General features: G+C 62.1%; 23 protein-coding genes. 12 read left to right on the top strand and 11 right to left on the bottom strand.

Annotated elements, in window-relative coordinates:
- The first annotated feature begins 68 nt into the window (after positions 1-68).
- From LOY70_RS05930 to LOY70_RS05915, 4 genes are all read left to right on the top strand, one after another.
- Positions 69-377, top strand: coding sequence for an arsenate reductase (locus LOY70_RS05930; protein ID WP_246883136.1), 309 nt, complete (start codon positions 69-71; stop codon positions 375-377).
- 32 nt (positions 378-409) lie between these two features.
- Positions 410-1,444, top strand: coding sequence for a 2,3,4,5-tetrahydropyridine-2,6-dicarboxylate N-succinyltransferase (gene dapD / locus LOY70_RS05925; protein WP_265034146.1), 1,035 nt, complete (start codon positions 410-412; stop codon positions 1,442-1,444).
- Between the two features lie 75 nt (positions 1,445-1,519).
- The gene (locus LOY70_RS05920) at positions 1,520-2,725 is read left to right on the top strand and encodes an aminotransferase class V-fold PLP-dependent enzyme (protein ID WP_265034144.1); all 1,206 of its coding nucleotides are present in this window, start codon (positions 1,520-1,522) and stop codon (positions 2,723-2,725) included.
- The gene (locus LOY70_RS05915) at positions 2,722-3,126 is read left to right on the top strand and encodes a SufE family protein (protein WP_265034143.1); all 405 of its coding nucleotides are present in this window, start codon (positions 2,722-2,724) and stop codon (positions 3,124-3,126) included. Before LOY70_RS05920 ends, LOY70_RS05915 begins: the two co-directional genes overlap by 4 nt.
- 140 nt (positions 3,127-3,266) lie before the next feature.
- Here the strand turns inward: LOY70_RS05915 and tcdA are convergent, their stop codons facing one another.
- Positions 3,267-4,085, bottom strand: a complete 819-nt coding sequence (gene tcdA, locus LOY70_RS05910; protein WP_265034141.1) for a tRNA cyclic N6-threonylcarbamoyladenosine(37) synthase TcdA — start codon at positions 4,083-4,085, stop codon at positions 3,267-3,269.
- 392 nt (positions 4,086-4,477) lie between these two features.
- Here tcdA and dapE point away from each other — a divergent pair, with 392 nt between their 5' ends.
- The 3 genes from dapE to LOY70_RS05895 all read left to right on the top strand — a co-directional run bounded on the left by dapE (position 4,478) and on the right by LOY70_RS05895 (position 6,898).
- Positions 4,478-5,629, top strand: coding sequence for a succinyl-diaminopimelate desuccinylase (dapE, locus tag LOY70_RS05905; RefSeq protein ID WP_123415569.1), 1,152 nt, complete (start codon positions 4,478-4,480; stop codon positions 5,627-5,629).
- Positions 5,629-6,438, top strand: a complete 810-nt coding sequence (locus LOY70_RS05900; RefSeq protein ID WP_265034138.1) for a putative RNA methyltransferase — start codon at positions 5,629-5,631, stop codon at positions 6,436-6,438. Before dapE ends, LOY70_RS05900 begins: the two co-directional genes overlap by 1 nt.
- A gap of 82 nt (positions 6,439-6,520) precedes the next feature.
- The gene (locus tag LOY70_RS05895) at positions 6,521-6,898 is read left to right on the top strand and encodes a hypothetical protein (protein WP_265034136.1); all 378 of its coding nucleotides are present in this window, start codon (positions 6,521-6,523) and stop codon (positions 6,896-6,898) included.
- Between the two features lie 279 nt (positions 6,899-7,177).
- On the opposite strand, the gene LOY70_RS05890 is transcribed toward LOY70_RS05895, so the two are convergent.
- Positions 7,178-7,387: a cold-shock protein gene (locus LOY70_RS05890; RefSeq protein WP_007927922.1), complete on the bottom strand. Its 210-nt coding sequence runs from the start codon at positions 7,385-7,387 to the stop codon at positions 7,178-7,180.
- Positions 7,388-7,611: 224 nt separating this feature from the next.
- On the opposite strand from LOY70_RS05890, the gene plsB reads away from it, so the two are divergent.
- Genes plsB through LOY70_RS05875 form a run of 3 tightly spaced genes read left to right on the top strand, consistent with a single transcriptional unit; the run spans position 7,612 to position 11,289 of the window.
- Positions 7,612-10,113, top strand: coding sequence for a glycerol-3-phosphate 1-O-acyltransferase PlsB (gene plsB, locus LOY70_RS05885; protein ID WP_265034104.1), 2,502 nt, complete (start codon positions 7,612-7,614; stop codon positions 10,111-10,113).
- A 55-nt stretch (positions 10,114-10,168) separates the two neighbouring features.
- On the top strand, positions 10,169-10,567 hold the full coding sequence (locus tag LOY70_RS05880) for a YbaY family lipoprotein (protein WP_123415567.1): 399 nt from the start codon (positions 10,169-10,171) through the stop codon (positions 10,565-10,567).
- 32 nt (positions 10,568-10,599) lie between these two features.
- Positions 10,600-11,289 carry a DUF4197 domain-containing protein gene (locus LOY70_RS05875; protein WP_025212095.1) on the top strand — a complete coding sequence of 230 codons (690 nt, stop codon included), beginning with the start codon at positions 10,600-10,602 and terminating at the stop codon, positions 11,287-11,289.
- Between the two features lie 137 nt (positions 11,290-11,426).
- Here the strand turns inward: LOY70_RS05875 and LOY70_RS05870 are convergent, their stop codons facing one another.
- The gene (locus LOY70_RS05870) at positions 11,427-14,492 is read right to left on the bottom strand and encodes an efflux RND transporter permease subunit (RefSeq protein WP_265034101.1); all 3,066 of its coding nucleotides are present in this window, start codon (positions 14,490-14,492) and stop codon (positions 11,427-11,429) included.
- Between the two features lie 6 nt (positions 14,493-14,498).
- Entirely contained in the window at positions 14,499-15,599 is a 1,101-nt protein-coding gene (locus LOY70_RS05865) for an efflux RND transporter periplasmic adaptor subunit (RefSeq protein WP_265034099.1), read from the bottom strand.
- A gap of 94 nt (positions 15,600-15,693) precedes the next feature.
- On the opposite strand from LOY70_RS05865, the gene LOY70_RS05860 reads away from it, so the two are divergent.
- Positions 15,694-16,329 carry a TetR/AcrR family transcriptional regulator gene (locus LOY70_RS05860; protein WP_265034097.1) on the top strand — a complete coding sequence of 212 codons (636 nt, stop codon included), beginning with the start codon at positions 15,694-15,696 and terminating at the stop codon, positions 16,327-16,329.
- Between the two features lie 122 nt (positions 16,330-16,451).
- Here the strand turns inward: LOY70_RS05860 and LOY70_RS05855 are convergent, their stop codons facing one another.
- The gene (locus tag LOY70_RS05855; RefSeq protein WP_265034095.1) at positions 16,452-17,234 is read right to left on the bottom strand and encodes a class I SAM-dependent methyltransferase; all 783 of its coding nucleotides are present in this window, start codon (positions 17,232-17,234) and stop codon (positions 16,452-16,454) included.
- A gap of 108 nt (positions 17,235-17,342) precedes the next feature.
- Here LOY70_RS05855 and LOY70_RS05850 point away from each other — a divergent pair, with 108 nt between their 5' ends.
- A complete protein-coding gene (locus tag LOY70_RS05850) occupies positions 17,343-17,963 on the top strand; it encodes an energy transducer TonB (protein WP_265034094.1) in 621 nt (206 codons plus the stop codon).
- A 13-nt stretch (positions 17,964-17,976) separates the two neighbouring features.
- Here LOY70_RS05850 and LOY70_RS05845 read toward each other — a convergent pair whose 3' ends face one another.
- The 6 genes from LOY70_RS05845 to adk form a co-directional block, all read right to left on the bottom strand.
- Positions 17,977-18,675: an extensin family protein gene (locus LOY70_RS05845; RefSeq protein WP_265034092.1), complete on the bottom strand. Its 699-nt coding sequence runs from the start codon at positions 18,673-18,675 to the stop codon at positions 17,977-17,979.
- A 16-nt stretch (positions 18,676-18,691) separates the two neighbouring features.
- Positions 18,692-19,513, bottom strand: a complete 822-nt coding sequence (locus LOY70_RS05840) for an isocitrate lyase/PEP mutase family protein (RefSeq protein WP_265034090.1) — start codon at positions 19,511-19,513, stop codon at positions 18,692-18,694.
- 33 nt (positions 19,514-19,546) lie between these two features.
- Positions 19,547-20,407, bottom strand: a complete 861-nt coding sequence (locus tag LOY70_RS05835; RefSeq protein WP_265034089.1) for a DUF72 domain-containing protein — start codon at positions 20,405-20,407, stop codon at positions 19,547-19,549.
- The gene (locus tag LOY70_RS05830) at positions 20,407-20,715 is read right to left on the bottom strand and encodes a hypothetical protein (RefSeq protein ID WP_265034087.1); all 309 of its coding nucleotides are present in this window, start codon (positions 20,713-20,715) and stop codon (positions 20,407-20,409) included. The genes LOY70_RS05835 and LOY70_RS05830 overlap by 1 nt, the downstream gene beginning before the upstream one ends.
- A gap of 412 nt (positions 20,716-21,127) precedes the next feature.
- On the bottom strand, positions 21,128-21,805 hold the full coding sequence (tsaB, locus tag LOY70_RS05825; protein WP_265034086.1) for a tRNA (adenosine(37)-N6)-threonylcarbamoyltransferase complex dimerization subunit type 1 TsaB: 678 nt from the start codon (positions 21,803-21,805) through the stop codon (positions 21,128-21,130).
- A gap of 94 nt (positions 21,806-21,899) precedes the next feature.
- Positions 21,900-22,550, bottom strand: a complete 651-nt coding sequence (adk, locus tag LOY70_RS05820; protein ID WP_265034084.1) for an adenylate kinase — start codon at positions 22,548-22,550, stop codon at positions 21,900-21,902.
- Between the last annotated feature and the right edge of the window lie 194 nt (positions 22,551-22,744).

Raw genomic sequence — 22,744 nt, 5'->3', positions numbered from 1 at the left:
AGGGGGCAATTTCCTTGACCGATTCAAGCAAAACGTTGCACCTTTTCGGCATCAAAGCCTGTGACACCATGAAAAAGGCGCGCACCTGGCTCGATGAACACGCTGTACGCTACGACTTTCACGATTACAAGACCGCCGGCATCGACCGTGAACACCTGACCCAATGGTGCAACGAGCATGGCTGGCAAGTAGTGTTGAACCGTGCCGGTACGACCTTTCGCAAACTCGACGACGAACGCAAAGCCGATCTCGACCAGACGAAAGCCATCGAACTGATGCTCGCCCAACCCTCGATGATCAAGCGCCCGGTGCTCGATCTCGGTGACCGAACCCTGATTGGCTTCAAGCCAGATATTTATGCGGCAGAGATCAAGTAAGCCTGCCCAGTCCATTTTGTAGAGGTAATTTCATGTCCACTACCCTGTTCAGCCTGGCCTTCGGTGTCGGCACTCAAAACCGTCAAGGCGCCTGGCTGGAAGTGTTCTACGCACAGCCGCTGCTCAACCCGTCGGCAGACATCATCAAGGCCATCGCGCCGATCCTCGGCTACAGCGAAGGCAATCAGGCCATCACCTTCACCACCGCCCAGGCCTCGCAACTGGCTGAAGCCATCAAGGGCGTCGATGCCGCGCAAGCCGCACTGCTGACCCGCCTGGCAGAAAGCCACAAGCCGCTGGTCGCCACCCTGCTGGCCGAAGATGGTCAACTGAGCTCCACGCCTGAGGCTTACCTCAAGCTGCACCTGCTGTCCCATCGCCTGGTCAAGCCCCACGGCCTGAACCTGGCCGGCATCTTCCCTCTGCTGCCGAACGTGGCCTGGACCAGCCAGGGCGCGATCGACCTGAGCGAACTGGCCGAGCACCAGCTCGAAGCCCGTCTGCGCGGCGAGTTGCTGGAAGTGTTCTCGGTGGACAAGTTCCCGAAAATGACTGATTACGTGGTTCCGGCCGGCGTGCGTATCGCCGATGCCGCACGGGTCCGCCTGGGCGCCTACGTGGGCGAAGGCACCACCGTGATGCACGAAGGTTTCGTCAACTTCAACGCCGGCACCGAAGGCCCGGGCATGATCGAAGGCCGTGTCTCGGCGGGCGTGTTCGTCGGCAAGGGTTCGGACCTGGGCGGCGGCTGCTCCACCATGGGCACCCTGTCGGGCGGCGGCAACATCGTGATCAAGGTGGGCGAAGGCTGCCTGATCGGCGCCAACGCCGGCATCGGTATCCCGCTGGGCGATCGCAACACCGTGGAGTCGGGCCTGTACGTGACCGCCGGCACCAAGGTGAAGCTGCTGGACGAGCACAACCAACTGGTCAAAGTGGTCAAGGCCCGCGACCTGGCCGGCCAGCCCGACCTGTTGTTCCGTCGCAATTCCGAGACCGGCGCGGTGGAATGCAAGACCCATAAATCGGCCATCGAGCTGAACGAAGCACTGCACGCGCACAACTAAGCCGCGTCCCCCCTCACCTGTGGGAGCAACCTTGCTCCCACAGGGTCCGGCGTAACTCCAGCAGGGCCCGAAAGCATGTTGATCCAATCCCCCTGGCGTGCCGATTTCCCGGCCATCGCCGCCCTGCAACGGCAAGGCCAGACCTACCTGGACAGCGCCGCCACCACGCAAAAACCCCAAGCACTATTGGATGCCCTGACGCATTACTACACCAACGGCGCAGCCAATGTGCACCGTGCGCAACATCTGCCAGGCGCCCATGCCACCCAGGCGTTCGAAGACAGCCGCCTCAAGGTCGCGCAATGGCTCAACGCCGGGGATGGCGGGCAGATCGTCTTCACCCACGGCGCGACTTCGGCGTTGAACCTGCTGGCCTACGGGCTGGAACACCGGTTCAACCCGGGCGATGAAATCGTCATCAGCGCCCTGGAACACCACGCCAACCTGCTGCCCTGGCAACAACTGGCCGAACGTCGCTCGTTGACGCTGGTGGTGTTGCCGCTGGATGCCGACGGGGTAATCGACCTGGGCACCGCCGCCGACCTGATCGGCCCACGCACGCGACTGCTGGCGGTGAGCCAGTTGTCCAACGTGCTGGGCACCTGGCAACCCTTGCCGGCGCTGCTGGCACTGGCCAAGGCCCAAGGGGCGTTGACGGTGATCGACGGCGCCCAGGGCGTGGTCCATGGCCGTCATGACGTGCAGGCCCTGGGTTGCGATTTCTACGTGTTTTCCAGCCACAAGCTCTACGGCCCCGAAGGCTTGGGCGTGCTGTACGGCCGTACCGAAGCGCTTCACACACTGCACCACTGGCAGTTTGGCGGCGAGATGGTGCAACAGGCCGATTACTACAGCGCCACCTTCCGTCCGGCGCCGCTGGGTTTCGAAGCCGGCACGCCGCCGATTGCCAGCGTGATCGGCCTGGGGGCGACGCTGGATTACCTGTCCGGCCTCGACCCGCAAGCGCTCATTGACCATGAGGCGGCGCTGCACGATTACCTGCTGCACGGCTTGCTGGCCCGCAACGGCGTACGCCTGGTGGGCAATCCACGCCAGGCACTGGTCAGCTTCGTGGTCGAGGGCGTACACAACGCCGACCTGGCCCACCTGCTGACCGAGCAAGGCATCGCCGTGCGCGCCGGGCATCACTGCGCCATGCCACTGTTCAGGCATCTGAAGCTTTCCGGGGCGATCCGCGTGTCGCTGGCGCTGTACAACGACTCCGCCGACATCGAGCGTTTCTTCGACGCCTTGGATCAGGCCTTGGAGATGTTGCGATGAACCTGCCGGCCGATGCCGCCATGGCGCTACAGGTTTTCCAGGACGCCTCGGGCTGGGAACAACGGGCCAGGCTGCTGATGCAATGGGGCGAACGTCTGCCGCCCCTGAGCGACGAGGACAAGTGCGAGGCCAACCTTGTCCACGGCTGTGAGAGTCAGGTGTGGTTGGTGGGGCGGTTGGCTGATGGGCATTGGCAGTTTTGCGCCAGTAGCGATGCGCGGTTGATCCGCGGGTTGGTGGCGTTGCTGCTGGCGCGGGTCAACGGGTTGACCGCCGAGGAGTTGCAGCAAGTGGATTTACCGGATTGGTTCAACCAGTTGGGATTGTCGCGGCAACTGTCGCCGTCGCGTAGCAATGGCTTGAATGCGGTGCTGCAGCGGATGCGCGAGTTGACTCAATGATTGTGGCGAGGGGATTTATCCCCGTTGGGCTGCGAAGCAGCCCTAAAGCAGTCAACTCAAGCTGTCTGACACAGCGCATTGTTAGGTTTGAGGGCTGCTTCGCAGCCCAGCGGGGATAAATCCCCTCGCCACAAAAGCGCTCACTGCCCAGGCTGGACCCTATCCGCCGGTCGCCGCACACCCGCCACAATCTTATCCACAGCCTTGGTCGCCGCGACCATGCCAAACGTCGCCGTGACCATCATCACCGCGCCAAACCCACCGGCGCAGTCGAGCTTCACACCATCCCCGACAAAACTCTTCTGCAAGCAAATGCTGCCGTCTGGCTTCGGATAGCGCAGTTGTTCGGTGGAGAACACGCAGGGCACGCTGTAGTGGCGGGTCACGGTGCGGGAGAAACCGTAGTCGCGGCGCAAGGTGGAGCGCACCTTGGAGGCCAGCGGATCGTTGAACGTACGGTTGAGGTCGCAGACCTGGATCAGCGTCGGGTCGATCTGCCCGCCCGCGCCGCCGGTGGTGATGATCTGGACCTTGCGGCGCTTGCACCAGGCGATCAGCGCCGCCTTGGCGTTGACGCTGTCGATGCAGTCGATCACGCAATCGATGTTCGGCGTGATGTATTCGGCCATGGTGTCGCGGGTGACGAAGTCGGCCACCGCATGCACCGTGCAATCGGGGTTGATTCCCCGCAGCCGCTCGGCCATCACCTCGACCTTGGGCTTGCCGACGGTGCTGTTCAGGGCATGCAACTGACGGTTGGCGTTGCTGACGCAGACGTCGTCCAGGTCGAACAACGAAATCTCGCCCACACCGCAACGGGCGATGGCTTCCGCCGCCCAGGAACCGACGCCACCGACGCCGACAATCGCCACATGGGCCGCCCGCAGGCGCTCCAGGCCGTCGATGCCATACAAGCGGGCGATGCCGGCAAACCGTGGATCTTCTGTACTCATGACCAATACCCCAAAAACCGGCGCGCATTATAGGGCTTTGTCTCGGCAATTTAAGCAAAACCTCTGTGGGAGCGAGCTTGCTCGCGATGGCGTCGGATCAGCCAGCATCGATGTCGACTGATACACCGTCATCGCGAGCAAGCTCGCTCCCACAGGTTCTGTGTCACACACCGTCGGCATACTTGGGCCCATGGTGGTCGTTTTGCTATAAGATAACCGCCATTTTTGCGAACCTTGGCCCAAATGCAATCCAACGGCCGAACTCAGGACCTGTGGGAGCGGGCTTGCTCGCGAAAGCGGTGTATCAGGCGATACATGTGTGACTGACACACCGCCTTCGCGAGCAAGCCCGCTCCCACAGAGATCCGTGTCTCCTTTCCATGTTTCCGGAGTTTTCCATGACGGCCCACGCCGACCTCTCGCCGACCCTGCAACTCGCCTGCGACCTGATCCGCCGTCCGTCCGTGACGCCGGTGGATGCCGATTGTCAGAAACTGATGATGCAGCGCCTGGGCGACGCCGGTTTCAAGCTCGAGCCGATGCGCATCGAGGATGTGGATAACTTCTGGGCCAGCCACGGTAAGCATGACGGCCCGGTGCTGTGTTTCGCCGGGCACACCGATGTGGTGCCGACCGGTCCGGTGCAAGCCTGGCAGCTCGACCCGTTCGATGCGGTCATCGATGAGCACGGCATGCTTTGCGGCCGTGGCGCGGCGGACATGAAGGGCAGCCTCGCGGCGATGATCGTGGCCGCCGAGCGCTTCGTCGCCGACTACCCGGACCACAAGGGCTCGCTGACCTTCCTGATCACCAGTGATGAAGAAGGCCCGGCCCACCATGGCACCAAGGCCGTGGTCGAGCGCCTCAAGGCGCGTCAGGAACGGCTGGACTGGTGCATCGTCGGCGAGCCGTCGAGCACCACCCTGGTGGGCGATGTGGTCAAGAACGGCCGGCGCGGTTCCCTGGGCGCGAAGCTGACCGTGCGCGGCAAGCAAGGCCACGTGGCTTATCCACACTTGGCGAAAAACCCGATTCACCTGGCCGCCCCCGCTCTGGCAGAGTTGGCCGCCGAGCATTGGGACCATGGCAACGACTTCTTCCCGCCCACCAGTTTCCAGATCTCCAACCTCAATTCCGGCACCGGCGCGACCAACGTGATCCCCGGTGACCTGGAGGCGGTGTTCAACTTCCGCTTCTCCACCGAATCCACCGTCGAAGGCCTGCAACAGCGCGTCGCCGATATCCTCGACAAGCATCAGTTGGACTGGCACATCGACTGGGCGCTGTCCGGCCTGCCGTTTCTCACCGAGCCGGGGGCGCTGCTGGACGCGGTGTCGTCGAGCATCAAGGACGTCACCGGGCGCGAGACGAAAGCGTCCACCAGCGGCGGCACGTCCGACGGTCGTTTTATCGCCACCATGGGCACGCAAGTGGTCGAGCTGGGGCCGGTCAACGCGACCATCCACCAGGTCAACGAACGGGTGCTGGCGGCCGATCTCGACGTGCTGACCGAGATCTACTACAAGACGCTGATCAAGTTGCTCGCCTGATGCTCGCCTGCCCGATCTGCAGTGAACCGCTGAATGCGGTGGACAACGGCGTGGTGTGCCCGGCCGGCCACCGCTTCGACCGTGCGCGGCAGGGTTACCTGAACCTGTTGCCGGTGCAGCACAAGAACAGCCGCGACCCCGGCGACAACCAGGCCATGGTCGAAGCCCGGCGCGATTTTCTTAACGCCGGGCATTACGCCCCCGTTGCCCGACGCCTGGCCGAACTGGCCGCCGAGCGCGCGCCCGGGCGCTGGTTGGACATCGGCTGCGGCGAGGGTTACTACACCGCACAGATCGCCGAGGCGCTGCCCAATGCCGATGGCTATGCCCTGGACATTTCCCGCGAGGCGGTCAAGCGTGCCTGCAAACGCAACCCGCAACTGACCTGGTTGATCGCCAGCATGGCCCGGGTGCCGTTGGCGGACGGTTGCTGCCAGTTCCTGGCCAGCGTGTTCAGCCCGCTGGACTGGCAAGAGGCCAAGCGCCTGCTCAGCCCGGGTGGCGGCTTGATGAAAGTCGGCCCGACCGCCGGCCATCTGATGGAATTGCGCGAGCGGTTGTACGACGAAGTGCGCGAGTACACCGATGACAAACACCTGGCCCTGGTGCCGTCGGGCATGGTGCTGGATCACAGCGAAACCCTCGAATTCAAGCTGACCCTCGACAGTGGCCAGGACCGCGCCAACCTGCTGGCCATGACGCCCCACGGCTGGCGCGCCAGTGCCGAACGCCGCGCCAGTGTGATCGAGCAGGCCGAGCCGTTCGAGGTCAGCGTGTCGATGCGCTACGATTATTTCGTTCTTCAATAACCTTTTGATTCCGGCCCCGGGCAACCGCTCGGGGCCCGTTAAATCCGCGAATGGATTTTTCAAGACCGCAGCGAGGACATCCATGCGCCAGCCCGATATCGAGATTTACCTCAAAGACGCCGACGTCGACCACAAGGCCATCGCCGCCTGGCTCAGCCAGGCCCTGGGCCCGTGCAGCGAATGGGTGCAGAAAGGCCAGACCTACAAGTGCAAGGCCGGCAGCATCCCGGTGACCTGGCTGCCAAAGGCCGTGGGCAAATGGAACAGCCTGTACCTGGAAAGCGACCAGACCCCGTGGGAAGACGACATCGCCTGCGCCCGCGCCGCCTTCGCCGCACTGAATGTCGAAGTGCGTTGCGCGCCTGGCTCGTGGGTGGAGGAAGAAGGTGAGGAATCAGCGGATCGCTGGATTCGCATCAGCGTTGATGGGGAAGAAGAGATTACCTGGAAGACGGCCTAACGCAGACCTCCAGCCCACCGAAGAGCCAATGTGGGAGCGAGCTTGCTCGCGATAGCGGTCTGCCTGAGACGATGATGTTGAATGTACCGCCGTCATCGCGAGCAAGCTCGCTCCCACAGGGAATGTGTGGCGGGCACGAAATAGTGAACACCCCATTCAAAACTGTGGGAGCGGGCTTGCTCGCGATAGCGGTAGATCAGCCAGACTAGAAGTGACTGACACACCGCTATCGCGAGCAAGCCCGCTCCCACAGGGATTTACTGTGGCGGCAAGCGCGGTTTACAACCCCACCACATCCTCAGCCTGCAAGCCCTTCTGCCCTTCCACGACTGCGTATTCGACCTGCTGGCCTTCCGTCAGGGAACGGTGCCCCTCACCGCGGATGGCACGGTAATGCACAAATACATCCGCCCCGCCTTCACGCTGAATGAAGCCGTAGCCTTTGGCGTCGTTGAACCACTTCACACTGCCGGTCTCGCGTGTTGCCATGATGCTCACTCCCATTTTTTATTTTTAAGTCGGCTTTTCGATGGAAAGCCGTACGAACTTTCACCACCGTCAGGCCGTCCATGGGGAGGCCGGGCAGCAACATGGCGAGTATATGACACCCGGAAAAACTCTCAACTGACTTTACTTCGGCGCTTTTTTGCCGATTTTCGACGAATCCGGCACACTACCGACCGCTCCACCCCACTCACTCATGCAGAAGCCGTATGACCCGCTCCCCGTTCCGCCGTCTTGTGTTTGGCACCCTGCGCCGACTGTTGTATCTCTGGGTTCGCTCCGAGACGATCAACCAGTCGTCCTTCACCCTCAACCTCGACCGCAGTCGTCCGGTGTTCTACGTCCTGCAAGATCCTTCGCTCACCGACCTGGCCGTGCTCGACACCGAGTGCACCAAGGCAGGCCTGCCGCGTCCGGTGCTGCCGGTCTCGGTGGGCAACCTGTTGGAGCCGGCGGCGTTTTTCTACCTGACACCGGCGCCGGACTGGCTCGGACGCCAGGACAAACGTGGTGCGCCGCCGACCCTGACGCGGCTGGTCAATGCCCTGTCCCACAACGCTGCCGAAGACGCACAGATCATTCCGGTCAGCGTGTTCTGGGGCCAGTCGCCCGACAGCGAATCCAGCCCGTGGAAGCTGTTGTTCGCCGACAGCTGGGCCGTCACCGGGCGCTTGCGCCGCCTGTTGAGCATCATGATCCTGGGACGCAAGACCCGCGTGCAGTTCTCCGCGCCGATCCATCTGCGCGAGCTGATCGAACACGACAAGGGCCACGAACGCACCGTGCGCATGGCCCAGCGGATCCTGCGGGTGCACTTTCGCAACTTGAAAGCGGCGGTCATCGGCCCCGACATCTCCCACCGACGCAACCTGGTCAAGGGCCTGTTGAACCAGCCGCTGGTCAAGCAGGCGATTGCCGAGGAAGCCGAGCGGGAAAAGATCGCCCCGGAAAAAGCCAAGGCCCAGGCCCTGCGCTACGGCAACGAAATCGCCTCGGATTACACCTACACCGCGATCCGCTTCCTGGAAGTGGTGTTGAGCTGGTTCTGGAACAAGATCTACGACGGCATCAAGGTCAACCACATCGAAGGCGTGCAGAACGTCGCCCAGGGCCACGAAGTCATCTACGTGCCGTGCCATCGCAGCCACATCGACTACCTGCTGCTGTCGTACCTGCTGTTTCGCAACGGCCTGACGCCACCGCACATCGCCGCCGGCATCAACCTCAACATGCCGGTCATCGGCGGCCTGCTGCGTCGTGGCGGGGCGTTTTTCATGCGCCGTACCTTCAAGGGCAACCCGCTCTACACCGCCGTGTTCAACGAATACCTGCACACGCTGTTCACCAAGGGCTTTCCGGTGGAGTATTTCGTCGAAGGCGGACGCTCGCGCACCGGGCGCATGCTGCAACCCAAGACCGGCATGCTCGCCATTACTTTGCGCAGTTTCCTGCGTTCATCGCGCATGCCCATCGTCTTCGTGCCGGTCTACATCGGCTATGAGCGGGTACTGGAAGGCCGCACCTACCTGGGCGAGCTGCGTGGGGCCAGCAAGAAGAAAGAATCGATCTTCGACATCTTCAAGGTCATCGGCGCCCTCAAGCAACGCTTCGGCCAGGTGGCGGTGAACTTCGGCGAGCCGATCAAGCTGGCGGAATTCCTCGACGGTGAACAGCCAGATTGGCGCCAACAGGAGCTGGGCCCGCAGTTCAAGCCAGCCTGGCTCAACGCGACCACCCACCGCCTCGGCGAGCGCGTGGCCCGGCACCTGAACGAAGCCGCGGCCATCAACCCGGTCAACCTCGTCGCCCTGGCGCTGCTCTCCACCAGCCGCCTGGCCCTGGACGACCGTGCCATGGCCCGGGTGCTGGACCTGTACCTGGCGCTGCTGCGCAAAGTGCCGTATTCGCCCCACACCACCTTGCCCGAAGGCGACGGCCAAGCGCTGATCGAACACGTGAAGGGCATGGACCTGCTGTCGGAACAGAGCGATGCCCTGGGCAAGATTCTGTATCTGGATGAACAGAACGCGGTGCTGATGACCTACTACCGCAATAACGTGCTGCACATCTTCGCCCTGCCCGCGTTGCTCGCCAGCTTCTTCCAGAGCAGCTCACGCATGAGCCGCGAGCAGATCCTGCGCTATACCCGCGCCTTGTACCCCTACCTGCAATCGGAGCTGTTCATTCGCTGGTCGCTGGAAGAATTGGACGGCGTGGTCGACCAATGGCTCGACGCGTTTGTGGAACAGGGCCTGCTGCGTTTCGAAAACGACCTGTACCTGCGGCCGGCGCCGAGTTCGCGGCACTTCGTGCTGCTGACCCTGCTGTCCAAAAGCATCGCCCAGACCTTGCAGCGCTTCTACATGACCGTCTCGCTGCTGCTCAACAGCGGCCAGAACACGGTCAGCGCCGAAGAACTGGAAGACCTTTGCACGGTCATGGCCCAGCGCCTGTCGATCCTGCACGGTTTGAACGCCCCGGAGTTCTTCGACAAGAGCCTGTTCCGCCACTTTATCCAGACTATGCTGGACCTTGATGTACTGCGCCGCGACGAGGCCGGCAAGCTCAGCTACCACGAGCTGCTGGGCGAATTGGCCGAAGGCGCGGCCAAGCGGGTGCTGCCGGCGGAGATTCGCCTGTCGATCCGCCAGGTGGCGTTGCATCGCAGTGAAGACGCGGCGGATCAGGTTGCCCCGGTGACGCAGGACTGATTCCCACAGGCGCCAGTTTTTTCCCCCTGGCGCCCTCAATATGGAAATACACCCCATGAAAAAACTCCTTCTCATCACCGCCGCCACGCTCCTGAGCGCCTGCTCCAGCGCACCGTTGGCGGGCAAGAGCAGCCTCGACGGCGAAGTGTTCTACCTGCAACGCATCGCCCTGCCGCCCACTGCCACCTTGAGCGTGAGCCTGCAAGACGTGTCCCTGGCCGACGCCCCCGCGGTGGTCCTCGACGAGCAACACGGCCCGGTCAAAGGCCAGGTCCCGCTGCCGTTCCACCTCAGTTATGATCCGACCCAGGTCAAGCCCGGCCACCGTTATGCCGTGAGCGCCCGCATCGAAGTGGACGGCCAGTTGATGTTTATCACCACCGAACAACACACCGTGCAACTCGATGGCAAGGATCCGCAGCCGTTGAAGATCCGCGTCAACGCCGCACGCTGATTCCTTTTCAAATTCTCTTCAAGGAAGCTGTCATGCTCCGTTCTACCCTCCGTTTCACCGGCCTGTGCGCGGGCCTGTTGATCTGCGCCAATGCCATGGCCCTGTCCCTTGGCGATCTGTCGCAAAAAGATGCCACGGGCGGTCTCAAGGACGCCCTGACCCAAGGCGCCCAAGTGGCGGTCAAGCAACTGGGCACACCCGGCGGTTTCAGCAATAACCCAGAGGTTAAGATCGAGCTGCCGGGCAAGCTCGGCAAAGTCGCCAGCAAGATGAAAGCCTTCGGCATGGGCGAGCAGGTCGATCAACTGGAAACCAGCATGAACCAGGCCGCTGAAGCCGCCGTGGTCCAGGCCCAGCCGATCCTGGTCAACGCCGTGAAAAACATGAGCGTGGACGATGCCAAGGGCATCCTCAGCGGTGGCAAGGACTCCGCCACGCAATACCTGAACAAAAGCAGCCGCGAGCAGATCCGCGCCAAGTTCCTGCCCATCGTCAAGCAAGCCACCGACAAGGTCGGCCTGGCACAGAAATACAACAGCTTCGCCGGCCAGGCCGCGACCTTCGGCGTGCTGGACGCCAAAAGCGCCAACATCGAAAACTACGTGACCGAACAGGCGCTGGATGGGTTGTTCGAGATGATCGGCAAGCAGGAAGCCACCATCCGCCAGAACCCGGCGGCTGCGGCGACCAGTTTGGCGAAGAAGGTTTTCGGCACTCTCTGAAACCCGGCGCAAAATAAGTGTGGGAGCGAGCTTGCTCGCGATGGCGGTGTAACAGTCAACGGAGATGTTGAGGCTGATACCGTCATCGCGAGCAAGCTCGCTCCCACATGGGGTCTACGGTGCACACAGGATTGGGCTCAGGTTTTCTTGACCCTGAACCACGCCGCATACAACGCCGGCAAAAACAGCAACGTCAACGCCGTCGCCACGATCAGCCCGCCCATGATCGCCACGGCCATCGGGCCGAAGAACAGGCTGCGCGACAGCGGGATCATCGCCAGTACCGCCGCCAATGCGGTGAGCACAATCGGGCGGAAGCGTCGCACGGTCGCTTCGATGATCGCCTGCCAGGGTGCGAGCCCGGCCTTGATGTCCTGTTCAATCTGGTCCACCAGAATCACCGAGTTGCGCATGATCATTCCCGACAGCGCGATGGTGCCGAGCATGGCGACAAAACCGAACGGCTGGCGGAACACTAGCAGGAACAGCGTGACACCGATCAGCCCCAGGGGCGCCGTGAGAAACACCATGGCCGTGCGTGAGAAACTGCGCAGTTGCAGCATCAGCAACGTCAGTACCACCACGATGAACAATGGCACACCGGCATTCACCGATTTTTGCCCGCGAGCCGAATCCTCCACCGTACCGCCCACTTCCAGCAAATAGCCATCCGGCAACTCTGCGCGAATCGGCTCCAGGGTCGGGAAGATCTGCTGCACCAGGGTCGCCGGTTGTTCCTTGCCGTAGATATCGGCCCGCACAGTCACGTTCGGCAGACGGTTGCGGTGCCAGATCACCCCCTCTTCGAAGCCATACTCCAGCGTCGCGATCTGTGACAGCGCAACGCTTTTACCACTGTCGGTGGGCACTGCCAGGCTCGGCAGCAGCGACAGTTCGGTGCGCTCATGCACCGTGCCGCGCAGCAGGATTTCGATCAACTCGTTGTCTTCCCGGTACTGGCTGACGCTGGACCCGGTGAGAGAACTTTGCAGGAAGCTCGACAGATTGGCCGTGCTCACGCCCAAGGCCCGGGCGCGGTCCTGATCGACGTTCAGGTACACCACTTTGCTCGGTTCTTCCCAATCCAGATGCACATTAACCACGTAGGGATTTTCACGGACCTTCGTCGCCACTTTCCGTGCAAGGGCCCGGACTTCTTCGATGTGCTCACCGGTTATGCGGAACTGCACCGGGTACCCCACAGGCGGACCGTTTTCCAGGCGCGTGACCCGCGAGCGCAGGGTCGGGAATTGTTCGTTCAAGGTGCTGATCAACCAACTGCGCAACGGCTCGCGGTCTTCGATGGTCTTGGCGAGCACCACGAACTGGGCAAAGCTCGACGCCGGCAGCTGTTGATCCAGCGGCAAGTAGAAGCGCGGTGAACCGGTGCCGACGTAGGCCACATAGTTGTCGATACCTACGTGGTCCTTGAGCAGGGCTTCAAGGCGCTTGACCTGTTCGGCGGTGTTACTCAGGGAAGCGCCTTCCTGCAGTTTCAGATCGACCATCAGCTCCAGTCGCCCCGACGCCGGGAAAAACTGTTGCGGCACAAACCGAAACAGCACCACCGAGCCGATAAACAGCAGCGCGGTCAGGGTGATGACGGTTTTGCGCCGACGCACGCACCATTCCACCAACCGCCGGACCCGTTGATAAAACGGCGTGCCGTAAGGGTCGGTCTGGCCATCGTTGGTGCCGTGTTTGGCCGCATGGATTTTCGCCAGGTCCGGCAGGAATTTCTCCCCCAGGTACGGCACGAACACCACGGCGGCCACCCACGAAGCGAGCAGCGCCAAGGTCACGACCTGGAAAATCGAACGGGTGTATTCGCCGGTGCCGGATTGCGCAGTGGCGATCGGCAGGAAGCCCGCTGCCGTGATCAACGTACCGGTGAGCATCGGGAACGCCGTGCTGGTCCAGGCGAAACTGGCGGCCTTGATCCGGTCGAAGCCCTGCTCCATTTTGATCGCCATCATCTCCACCGCGATGATCGCATCATCCACCAGCAGTCCCAGCGCCAGCACCAGCGCACCGAGGGAGATCTTGTGCAGGCCGATCCCCAGGTAGTACATCGCGGCGAAGGTCATCGCCAGCACCAACGGGATCGCCAGGGCCACCACCATGCCGGTGCGCAACCCGAGGGAGAAAAAGCTCACCAGCAACACAATCGTCAGCGCTTCGACCAAGACCTGGACGAACTCGCCCACACCGGTTTTCACCGCCGCCGGCTGGTCCGAAACCTTGCGCAGTTGCATGCCGGCCGGAAGGTTGTTCTGCAAACGGGCAAACTCGACCTCCAGGGCCTTGCCGAGGATCAGGATATCGCCGCCCTGCTTCATGGCCACGGCCAAGCCGATGGCATCTTCACCCATGAAGCGCATGCGCGGGGCCGGCGGATCGTTGAAACCGCGACGCACCTCGGCCACATCGTCGATACGGAAGGTGCGATCGGCGACCCGGATTGGAAAGTTGCGAATATCCTCTACTGTCTGAAAATTCCCTGAAACCCGTAGCTGCAGTCGCTCACTGGCGGTTTCGAAGAAGCCGGCGGTCGATACCGCGTTCTGCGCTTCAAGGGCCTGCTGGACCGCCGCCAACGGCAAGCCGAGGGTCGCCAACTTGACGTTCGACAGTTCGATCCAGATTTTTTCGTCCTGCAGACCGAGCAGCTCGACCTTGCCCACATCCTTGACCCGTTGCAGCTGGATCTGGATGCGGTCGGCGTAATCCTTGAGCACCGCGTAGTCGAATCCATCACCGGTCAGCGCGTAGATATTGCCGAAGGTGGTGCCGAACTCATCATTGAAGAACGGCCCGTGGATACCCGCCGGCAAGGTGTCGCGGATGTCTCCGATCTTCTTGCGGATCTGGTACCAAAGCTCGGGAATCTGCGCCGAATGCAAGGAATCGCGGGCCATGAAGGTCACCTGGGACTCACCCGGGCGGGAGAACGAGACAATCCTTTCGTAATCGCCGGTTTCCATCAGCTTCTTTTCGATGCGTTCGGTGACCTGGCGCGAGACTTCCTCGGCCGTGGCGCCCGGCCAGTTGGTATGAATGACCATGGCTTTGAAGGTGAACGGCGGGTCTTCGCTCTGGCCGAGCTTGGTGTAGGAAAGCGCACCGACGACGGCCAGCAACAGCATCAGGAACAGCACGATCTGGCGATTACGCAGCGCCCATTCGGAAAGATTGAAGCCCATCGGGGATTACTCCTTGGCCGCCAGGTTGACCACGCGGTTGGAGCGATCCACCGGCCGCACCTGCTGGCCGTCGAGGAGCACATGCACGCCAGCTGCCACGACCCAATCATCGGGGCCCAGGCCTTCCAGCACCGGAACGGTTTTTTCACCGAAGGCGCCGACGCGCACCGGGACTTTTTTCACGGTGTTGTTGGCGTTGAGCACCCAGACAAAAGTCGCGCCGTTCTCGGCAGTCAGGGCCGACAACGGCACCGACAGCGAGACCTTGTCGGCGGCCTGGATAAACACCCGGGCGCTCTGGCCCAACTCAGCCGGAACGCTGCCAGCGGTGAACGCGACACGGGCGGCGAAGGTGCGAGACTTGGGGTCGGCGGCTGGCGAGAGTTCGCGGATGCGCCCGCTGAAACGCTGGTCGGGCTGGCTCCACAGCTCCACCGAAACCGGCTGGCCGATCTTGAACCGACCAAAACTCTGCTCCGGCAGGTCGATCAGCACTTCCCGCTCGCCATCGGTGGCAAGGGTGAACACCGTTTGACCTGCCGATACCACCTGCCCGACTTCCACCGAACGCCGGGCCACCACACCATCCTGCGGGGCACGCAGTACCGCGTAGCTGGCCTGATTGTTGGCGACGTCGAACTCGGCCTTGATCTGCTTGAGCCGCGCAGCGCCGGAACGGTAAAGGTTTTCCGCGTTGTCGTACTGGGAGCGGCTGACCATCTGCCGCTCCATCAAGGTCTTGTAGCGGTCACGCTCGGCACGCACCAGGTTCAGGTTGGCCTCGGCGGCGGCGACCTGGGCGCGGGAGGCTTCCAGTTGCAGGCGCACATCCTCCGGGTCGAGTTCGGCCAGTGCCTGATTGGCCTTGACCCGCTGCCCCTCTTCGACCAGTCGTCGGCTCACCTTACCGCCAATGCGAAAAGCCAGGTCGGGCTCGAAACGGGCGCGCACTTCGCCGGGGTAACTGTCCATCGCCTGGGCCGAAGGCTGTGGTTTCACCACCATGGCGGGGCGCACGGCCACGGGCACCGGCTCGTCATGACCACACGCAGACAATAAAAACGCCAGGCTGACTGGCAGGGCGAGGGACAACGCATAGCGGAACATGGCGAGTAACCTTTCGCTAATGGTGCTTGGAATAATTATACTGACGAGTATGTTATTAATAGCAAACTCACCAGTCCAGTATTAAAAGCGAAGAATGTCGAACAATCTTTCCCCCCCAAACGGCCCTGGCCGTCCGAAGGACCTGGCCAAACGCCAAGCCATTCTCGACGCGGCAAAAAAACTGTTCCTGAGCCTGGGGTATGCCAGTACCAGCATGGACGCCGTCGCCGCTGAGGCGGGCGTATCTAAACTGACGGTCTACAGCCACTTCAACGACAAGGAAACGCTGTTTTCCGCTGCCGTCGTGGCCAAGTGCGAAGAACAGGTGCCGCCGCTGTTTTACGAATGGCCTGATGGCGTGCCGATCGAGAATGTGTTGTTGAACATTGCCCGTGGCTTTAACCAACTGATCAACAGCGACGAATCGGTGAACCTGCATCGGCTGATCATGGCCCTGGGCAGCCAGGATCCGAAGCTCTCGACGATTTTCTACGAAGCCGGGCCCCAGCGGATGCTCTCAGGCATGGAGCGGCTGCTGAGCAAGGTCAACCAAAGCGGTGCCCTGAGCATCGACAAACCGCGCAATGCCGCCGAGCATTTCTTCTGCCTGATCAAGGGCGCGGCGAACTTCCGCTTGTTATTCGGCTGCGGCCCTCAATTGGAAGGCGAAGCGGCCGAGGCCCATGTACAGGAAGTGGTGGGGTTGTTTGTGCGGGCTTATCGGCCATAGGTCGAGCCCGTAGCCTTTCGCTGGCTGGGAGGGCCTCATCGCGAGCAAGCTCCCACAGGGTTTGATAAACGCTACAGATCCAATGTGGGAGCGAGCTTGCTCGCGATGCAGGCGACGCGGCCTCAGGGCTTGAGCGCTTTCTTGGGATAGATGTCATACCGGCTGGATTTGCCATCGAGCCCATGACTCGGCTTCGGCCCTTCGATGCACGGGGCCTTGCGTGGGCGCTTGACCACCACCCGGTGAGTCGCCAGGGCCAGGGCCGCGGCCAGCAGTGCCGGGGCGTCCTGGTCATCGCCCACCAAGGGCCGGAACAGGCGCATTTCCTTCTTCACCAGGGCGGTTTTCTCACGATGAGGAAACATCGGGTCCAGGTAGATGACCTGGGGGGGCTCGCCCTCCCAGTTGCGCATCACCTCGATGGAATTGCCCTTGAGCAAGCGCATGCGCGCCACGATGGGCGCCACGTCGAAATCCTCCGCCGCACGGGCCAGGCCGTCTTCCAGCAGCGCTCCAATCAGCGGCTGGCGCTCGATCAGGCTCATTTCACACCCCAGGCTGGCCAGCACAAAGGCATCCTTGCCCAACCCGGCGGTGGCATCCAGCACCCGCGGACGCACACCCTGGGCGATCCCGACCGCCTTGGCGATCATCTGGCCGCTGCCGCCGCCGTACAACCGACGATGGGCCGCACCGCCTTCGACGAAGTCCACCCGCACCGGCCCCGGCGCGTCCGGCCCCAGTTGCTGCAATTGCAGCCCTTGTTCGCCGACCTGCAAGGCAAACTCGCCATCGTCCACCTGCATAGGCAGGCCAAGCCGCTCGGCCCACTGCTCGGCCTGGGGCTGGAAGGCGGGGGCCAAGGCTTGGACATGGATGCGGCAGGCCACCGGTTGCTCACTCATGGACGTTGTTCATTCATGGAAACATGCTCAAAAAATTAATGATCGGCAAAAACGGCCGATAACAAAGGTGAACGGCATTTTGCCAGAGCTGAGCGTCGACCGAGAAAAATGTCAGACATTCAATCCACATCGATAGGCGTTATCTCCCCTTACGGCGATTACAGCCTGCGAAACACCCAAGCCCTGAGCGGCGTCAGTCACCTGTGGCAAGATTTTTTCGCCCGGGCCCTGGCCGATCAACTGGGTGATAACGCTCCGGCGCCTGGCAGCTATCAGCCAGTCGCCCTCGATGAAGCGGTTGAACCAACCCTCGGCGCCGAACTGCTGGAACACATTGTCAGCCAGCGCACCTGCGAAGTGATCGAAACCCCGGTCAAACCGCCTGAGCCGCTGTTCCTGCCCATCGCCGAATTCGAACTCGACCTGCTGGACAAACCTTTCCCGCCCTTCCCACCGGAAGAAATCGCCGCCCAGCAAAAACAGCAGACCTTCGAGAGCCACTGGGTTCGCCCACTCGTCCTCGCCGCCGGCCAACCGCTGCCTGAACCTGGCCCGGCGCCGCAGCCGCGTCCATTGCACCTGCCGATTGCCGAATTCGAACTCGACCTGCTGGACAAGCCCTTCCCGCCGTTCCCGGAAGAAGAGCTCGTGGCACAGCAGAAGCAACTGGACTTCGACACCCGCTGGGCACGCCCGATCGTGCTGCAGAACCTGCGTATCGCTGCCTGACCCGCTCAGGACACTAGCGACAGATCCACCATGGCCCGACATCCAGATGAAAATGGTTGCGGTGCGCCGCGTTGTAATCCGGACTCAAGACCACACTGAACATATCGCAGGCACCCTCGCGTACCTGCCGTAGGAACCGCGCATCGGCGTTGTCCTTCGGCCAGTCCCTGAGCACGCTGACCGTGCGGCCATCGGCCAGGCGAAACCCGGCGATATCCAACGCACTGGCCGTGGCGTGCTGGCTGCGCGCCCCACTTTCCCGACCGTACATGTTGCGACAGGCAAAACTGCCGAGGTGATCGACCCGCGTCACTTTCTGTCCATAGGTCGCCGCTGCCGCCGGTTGTAGCGCATGACGCTCGAACAGCGCGAACGCCACCGCCAATGGGCAACTGGCGAGGAAACTGCTGCTCAGTGCCACCTCCCCACCCTGCACCCTCAACACGTTGGTCAACGGGCACGACGTATTGGCGCCACTGTCGGCTTGGCGAGCGGTCCGCAGCCCCGAGGTGGCGAGGGCCTGGTCACACAGCTGCGGGTCGTTGCGCAGGGCCATGAGCTTGTAGCGGGTCAGCAGGTTGGGTGGCTGGTTGACATCCAGGGGCGCCCAGGGATTCCACTGTGGCGGCAGCGGCAGCCAGCCACGCCATACCGCCAGCGCGGCGAAGCCAACGATCAGCGCCACGACCATTAAACCTTTCAAAAACCGCACGACACTGCCTCGGGCATCAACCCTTGAATAATTGGTTGGCCTGTTTGAACGGCATCGAGCGACGGGTGAACGTGAACGTGCCCTGCTGCTGGATTTCCTCGGCCGCGCGGAAAAACTCGCCATACGCGGCCAAGGCCAGGGCCGATCCGACGCTGATGCGCTTGACCCCCAACTCGCTCAACTGCGCCACTGTCAGGTCCAGTGCCCCAGACATCAACACATTCACCGGCTTCGGCGCCACGGCCTGCACCACCGCGAGCACTTGTTTGGCCGAACTCAGCCCCGGGGCGTAGAGCACGTCGGCACCGGCCTCGGCAAACGCCTTCAGGCGACGAATCGTGTCATCCAGATCGGGATTGCCGTGCAGGAAATTCTCCGCACGGGCAGTCAGCAGGAACGGATACGGCAAGCTGCGCACGGCGTCAGCAGCGGCTTTGACCCGCGCCACGGCATGCTCGAAGCAATAGATCGGGCTGTCTTCGCGCCCCGTGGCATCTTCGATGGAGCCACCTACCGCACCGGCATGCGCCGCACGGAGCAGGTTGCGGGCGCAATCCTCGGGCGCGTCGGCAAAGCCGTTCTCCAGGTCGACCGCCACTGGCAGGTCGGTGGTGGCGACAATCGCCCGTACGTTGGCCAGGGTGTCTTCCAACCCCAATGCACCATCAGGCCGTGCCAGGGAAAAAGCGTGGCCGGCACTGGTGGTCGCCAAGGCCTCGAAACCGAGGCTGGCCAGCATCTTGGCGGAACCGGCGTCCCACGGATTGGGAATGACAAAAGCCTCTTCGCGTTCGTGCAAGGCCTTGAACGCCTGGGCTCGACGGGTTTGCGCATCCATGTTGTTCGCTCCGGAGCAGAGAAGGATCAGGCCTCAGAGCAAACCCAGTTGCTCGGCGGCGGGCTCTCTATATAGCTCAGGCAGGGCCGGCAAGCCAGGCAAACGACTCATCAAGCGGCGGTGAAAGTGCTGGGCGAGCTTTGCTGCCAGCAGGTTGTCGGCGGTGTGCAGGAAGATATAAGGCGTACGCCCCTCTTCGATCCACCCGGCGATTTTTTCTACCCAGGGCGTCAGGAATGGCTCGTTGGCCTCCAACACGGGATGGCCGATAAAGCGCACCTGCGGACATTGGGTGAACGCCGTCGGCCGCGGTGGCACTCGCGGTTTTTTCGATTGGGCATGGAGCACGCCGGGGTCGGTCGAGGTGCAACTGAACAGCGCCCGGGGATCGAGGCAGATGCGTTCGATACCGCGGTCGAGCAACAGGCGATTGAGGCGCCGTTCGGCATCGCCCTTGGCAAAGAACTCATCGTGGCGCACTTCCACGGCCAACGGCCGCTCGAAGGCGTCGATGAAACCTGCCAACTCGGGCAATCGATTGGGGGTAAAGACCTTGGATAATTGCAGCCAGAACGGCGAAACCCGCTCACCCAGGGGGCTGAGCAATTGTACGAAGGTTTCGGCGGCTGTCAGGCGTTCGCGCAAGTCGCCATTGTGGCTGATGTCACCGGGTAGTTTGGCAGTGAAGCGAAAATGCCCGGGCATGGTTTCGGCCCAACGCTGGACGATGGCCGCAGAGGGACTGGCGTAGAAAGTCGTATTGCCTTCCACGGCATTGAACACTTGGGAATAGAGATTCAGGAAGTCGGAGGTTTTGGCGTCCTGGGGATAAAGGTAATCGCGCCAGGCGTTTTCGCTCCAGGACGGGCAGCCCAGGTAATAAGGCAACACCATCAGATGTAGAGGTCGAGTCCCAGCACTTCCATATCCCAATCGACGAAACCGGCGGTGCTCAGGTAGCTGGCCAGGGCGGTAGCCACGCTGCGGCTCATGGAACGGTGATACAGCATGTCTTGCTGACGGGCGGGAAGATTGCTCAGGCGTTGCGCAGAAGCTTTGGCGGCACGGGCGGCCAGTTGCTCTTCAGACGGAAATTCCAGTTCGCCATCGATGTCCTCGAAAGACTCAGGCTCAGTCGCCTTGCCTGCACGAGGCTTGCGCTTGATGGGGTAGGACTGGGATGGAACGCCGTCTATACGCATAACAGAATGCTCGGTATCAATGATGGCAATTTAGCGGCACTTTCGCAGCCGCGCAAATGCGCAAGTGATAACTAGAACACATAAAGTCAAAAAGGTTTAAAAACGGGCGGAAAAAGTGACGACTGGCAATATTTGACGTGACTTTTGGGTGGGGAAATGACTTTTGGTGGGGAGGGTCGGTGTGGCGAGGGAGTGCCTTTGTGGCAGGGATCCTTTGTGGCAGGGATCCTTTGTGGCAGGGATCCTTTGTGGCAGGGATCCTTTGTGGCGAGGGGATTTATCCCCGCTCGAGTGCGCAGCACTCGCCAAATGAGCGCATGGCACAACACTGTCGGGGGGGGTGCTTCGCACCCCAGCGGGGATAAATCCCCTCGCCACAATGGTGTTCGCCTGAATACCCGTTGCTGTCGAGTTACCGCTCGGACTTGGGCGTCGCGACCTTGTCCCGCAGGTACACCGGTTGCGCATCATCGGCCGGGATGGCTTCGCCCCGCGCCCAGGCAAAACGTGCCAGGGCCAGCAGGTCTTCGGCGTGGGGCAGCAGACTGGCATCCTGGCCACTGAGGTTGACGGCTATCCGCTCACCATAGCCCCAGCCGGTCCCGGCGCCGAACCAATCACCGTCGGCCCCAGCCGGCAAAGCTGCAGCCTCGGGTGGCAGTACCGCTTCAGCACCGACCAGGCGCATTTCGCCGTCGGTTTCGCGATAGCAACCCCAATACACCTCATCCATCCGCGCATCGATGGCCGCCGCGACTTGCCGGGCGCCCTGTTCGCGCAAGGCACGCTGGGCCAGCACCGCCAGGTTCGACACCGGCAACACCGGGCGCTCCAACGCAAACGCCAGCCCTTGCACCACACCGATGGCGATGCGCACGCCGGTAAAAGCCCCCGGCCCACGGCCAAAGGCAATCGCATCCACCGCCAGCAGGGTGGTCCCGGCATCGCTGAGCAATTGCTGGATCATCGGCAACAGCTTTTGCGCATGCAGGCGCGGGATCACCTCGTAATGGCTCGTGACCTTGCCGTCGTGCAGCAAGGCAACGGAGCAAGCTTCAGTCGCGGTGTCCAGGGCCAGCAAGGTGCTCATCGATGTGTCCGTAAATCAGGTGGGAAAAAAGTGCGCCAGTATAAACAACTACGGCCCGCAAGCGGGCCGTAGTTGATGCATCTGATCAGACTTTTCAGCTCAGCGCTTCGAGCACCTTGCCGGTGATCGCATCGACCGAACCAACGCCCGGGATGTGGCTGTATTTCGGCTTGCCATGCGTCTTGGCCGACAGCTCCTGGTAGAACGCCACCAGCGGCTTGGTCTGGGAATGGTAGACCGACAGGCGATGACGCACGGTTTCTTCAGTGTCGTCCTTGCGCTGCACCAGGTCTTCACCGGTGACGTCGTCCTTGCCCGCGGTTTTCGGCGGGTTGTAGACGGTGTGGTAGACACGACCGGATGGCTCGTGGACACGACGACCGGCGATGCGCTGGACGATCTCTTCGTCGTCGACGGCGATCTCGACCACGTGATCGAGCTCCACGCCGGCGTCTACCAGGGCTTCGGCCTGGGGAATGGTGCGCGGGAAACCGTCGAACAGGAAGCCGTTGACGCAGTCGGGTTGAGCGATGCGATCCTTGACCAGCGCGATGATCAGGTCATCCGACACCAGGCCGCCGGCATCCATGATGCTCTTGGCTTGAACGCCCAGTGGAGTGCCCGCCTTGACCGCGGCACGCAGCATGTCGCCAGTGGAGATTTGCGGGATACCAAATTTTTCGGTGATGAACTTTGCCTGAGTACCTTTACCGGCCCCGGGAGCTCCCAGCAGAATGACGCGCATCGATGTGCTCCTCAATTTTTTTATGTAAACGCTCGGATTCGCCTCGTGGGGCCAATCTCGGAAAACAGGATCGTGACCGCCCAAACGGCCAAAGGCTGATCAAGATACACAGCAGGCCCGACCCACACAAGCCGCCGAAAGTCGGAGGAACCCGCGCCCGATACGACCTTCGAAGGAGGTGGCGAGAGGCGCAA

Origin of the sequence: Pseudomonas sp. B21-054 (assembly GCF_026016345.1) — a bacterium.
Lineage (GTDB): Bacteria > Pseudomonadota > Gammaproteobacteria > Pseudomonadales > Pseudomonadaceae > Aquipseudomonas.
Note: the sequence above shows the minus strand (reverse complement) of the source record. Positions and strands in the feature narration are given on the sequence as shown.

Coding starts and splice junctions, on each gene's coding strand:
- LOY70_RS05930 (WP_246883136.1), top strand. CDS start 69: ATGAAAAAGGCGCGCACCTGGCTCGATGAACACGCTGTACGCTACGAC.
- dapD (WP_265034146.1), top strand. CDS start 410: ATGTCCACTACCCTGTTCAGCCTGGCCTTCGGTGTCGGCACTCAAAAC.
- LOY70_RS05920 (WP_265034144.1), top strand. CDS start 1,520: ATGTTGATCCAATCCCCCTGGCGTGCCGATTTCCCGGCCATCGCCGCC.
- LOY70_RS05915 (WP_265034143.1), top strand. CDS start 2,722: ATGAACCTGCCGGCCGATGCCGCCATGGCGCTACAGGTTTTCCAGGAC.
- dapE (WP_123415569.1), top strand. CDS start 4,478: ATGACGGCCCACGCCGACCTCTCGCCGACCCTGCAACTCGCCTGCGAC.
- LOY70_RS05900 (WP_265034138.1), top strand. CDS start 5,629: ATGCTCGCCTGCCCGATCTGCAGTGAACCGCTGAATGCGGTGGACAAC.
- LOY70_RS05895 (WP_265034136.1), top strand. CDS start 6,521: ATGCGCCAGCCCGATATCGAGATTTACCTCAAAGACGCCGACGTCGAC.
- LOY70_RS05890 (WP_007927922.1), bottom strand. CDS start 7,387: ATGGCAACACGCGAGACCGGCAGTGTGAAGTGGTTCAACGACGCCAAA.
- plsB (WP_265034104.1), top strand. CDS start 7,612: ATGACCCGCTCCCCGTTCCGCCGTCTTGTGTTTGGCACCCTGCGCCGA.
- LOY70_RS05880 (WP_123415567.1), top strand. CDS start 10,169: ATGAAAAAACTCCTTCTCATCACCGCCGCCACGCTCCTGAGCGCCTGC.
- LOY70_RS05875 (WP_025212095.1), top strand. CDS start 10,600: ATGCTCCGTTCTACCCTCCGTTTCACCGGCCTGTGCGCGGGCCTGTTG.
- LOY70_RS05870 (WP_265034101.1), bottom strand. CDS start 14,492: ATGGGCTTCAATCTTTCCGAATGGGCGCTGCGTAATCGCCAGATCGTG.
- LOY70_RS05865 (WP_265034099.1), bottom strand. CDS start 15,599: ATGTTCCGCTATGCGTTGTCCCTCGCCCTGCCAGTCAGCCTGGCGTTT.
- LOY70_RS05860 (WP_265034097.1), top strand. CDS start 15,694: ATGTCGAACAATCTTTCCCCCCCAAACGGCCCTGGCCGTCCGAAGGAC.
- LOY70_RS05855 (WP_265034095.1), bottom strand. CDS start 17,234: ATGAGTGAGCAACCGGTGGCCTGCCGCATCCATGTCCAAGCCTTGGCC.
- LOY70_RS05850 (WP_265034094.1), top strand. CDS start 17,343: ATGTCAGACATTCAATCCACATCGATAGGCGTTATCTCCCCTTACGGC.
- LOY70_RS05840 (WP_265034090.1), bottom strand. CDS start 19,513: ATGGATGCGCAAACCCGTCGAGCCCAGGCGTTCAAGGCCTTGCACGAA.
- LOY70_RS05835 (WP_265034089.1), bottom strand. CDS start 20,407: ATGGTGTTGCCTTATTACCTGGGCTGCCCGTCCTGGAGCGAAAACGCC.
- LOY70_RS05830 (WP_265034087.1), bottom strand. CDS start 20,715: ATGCGTATAGACGGCGTTCCATCCCAGTCCTACCCCATCAAGCGCAAG.
- tsaB (WP_265034086.1), bottom strand. CDS start 21,805: ATGAGCACCTTGCTGGCCCTGGACACCGCGACTGAAGCTTGCTCCGTT.
- adk (WP_265034084.1), bottom strand. CDS start 22,550: ATGCGCGTCATTCTGCTGGGAGCTCCCGGGGCCGGTAAAGGTACTCAG.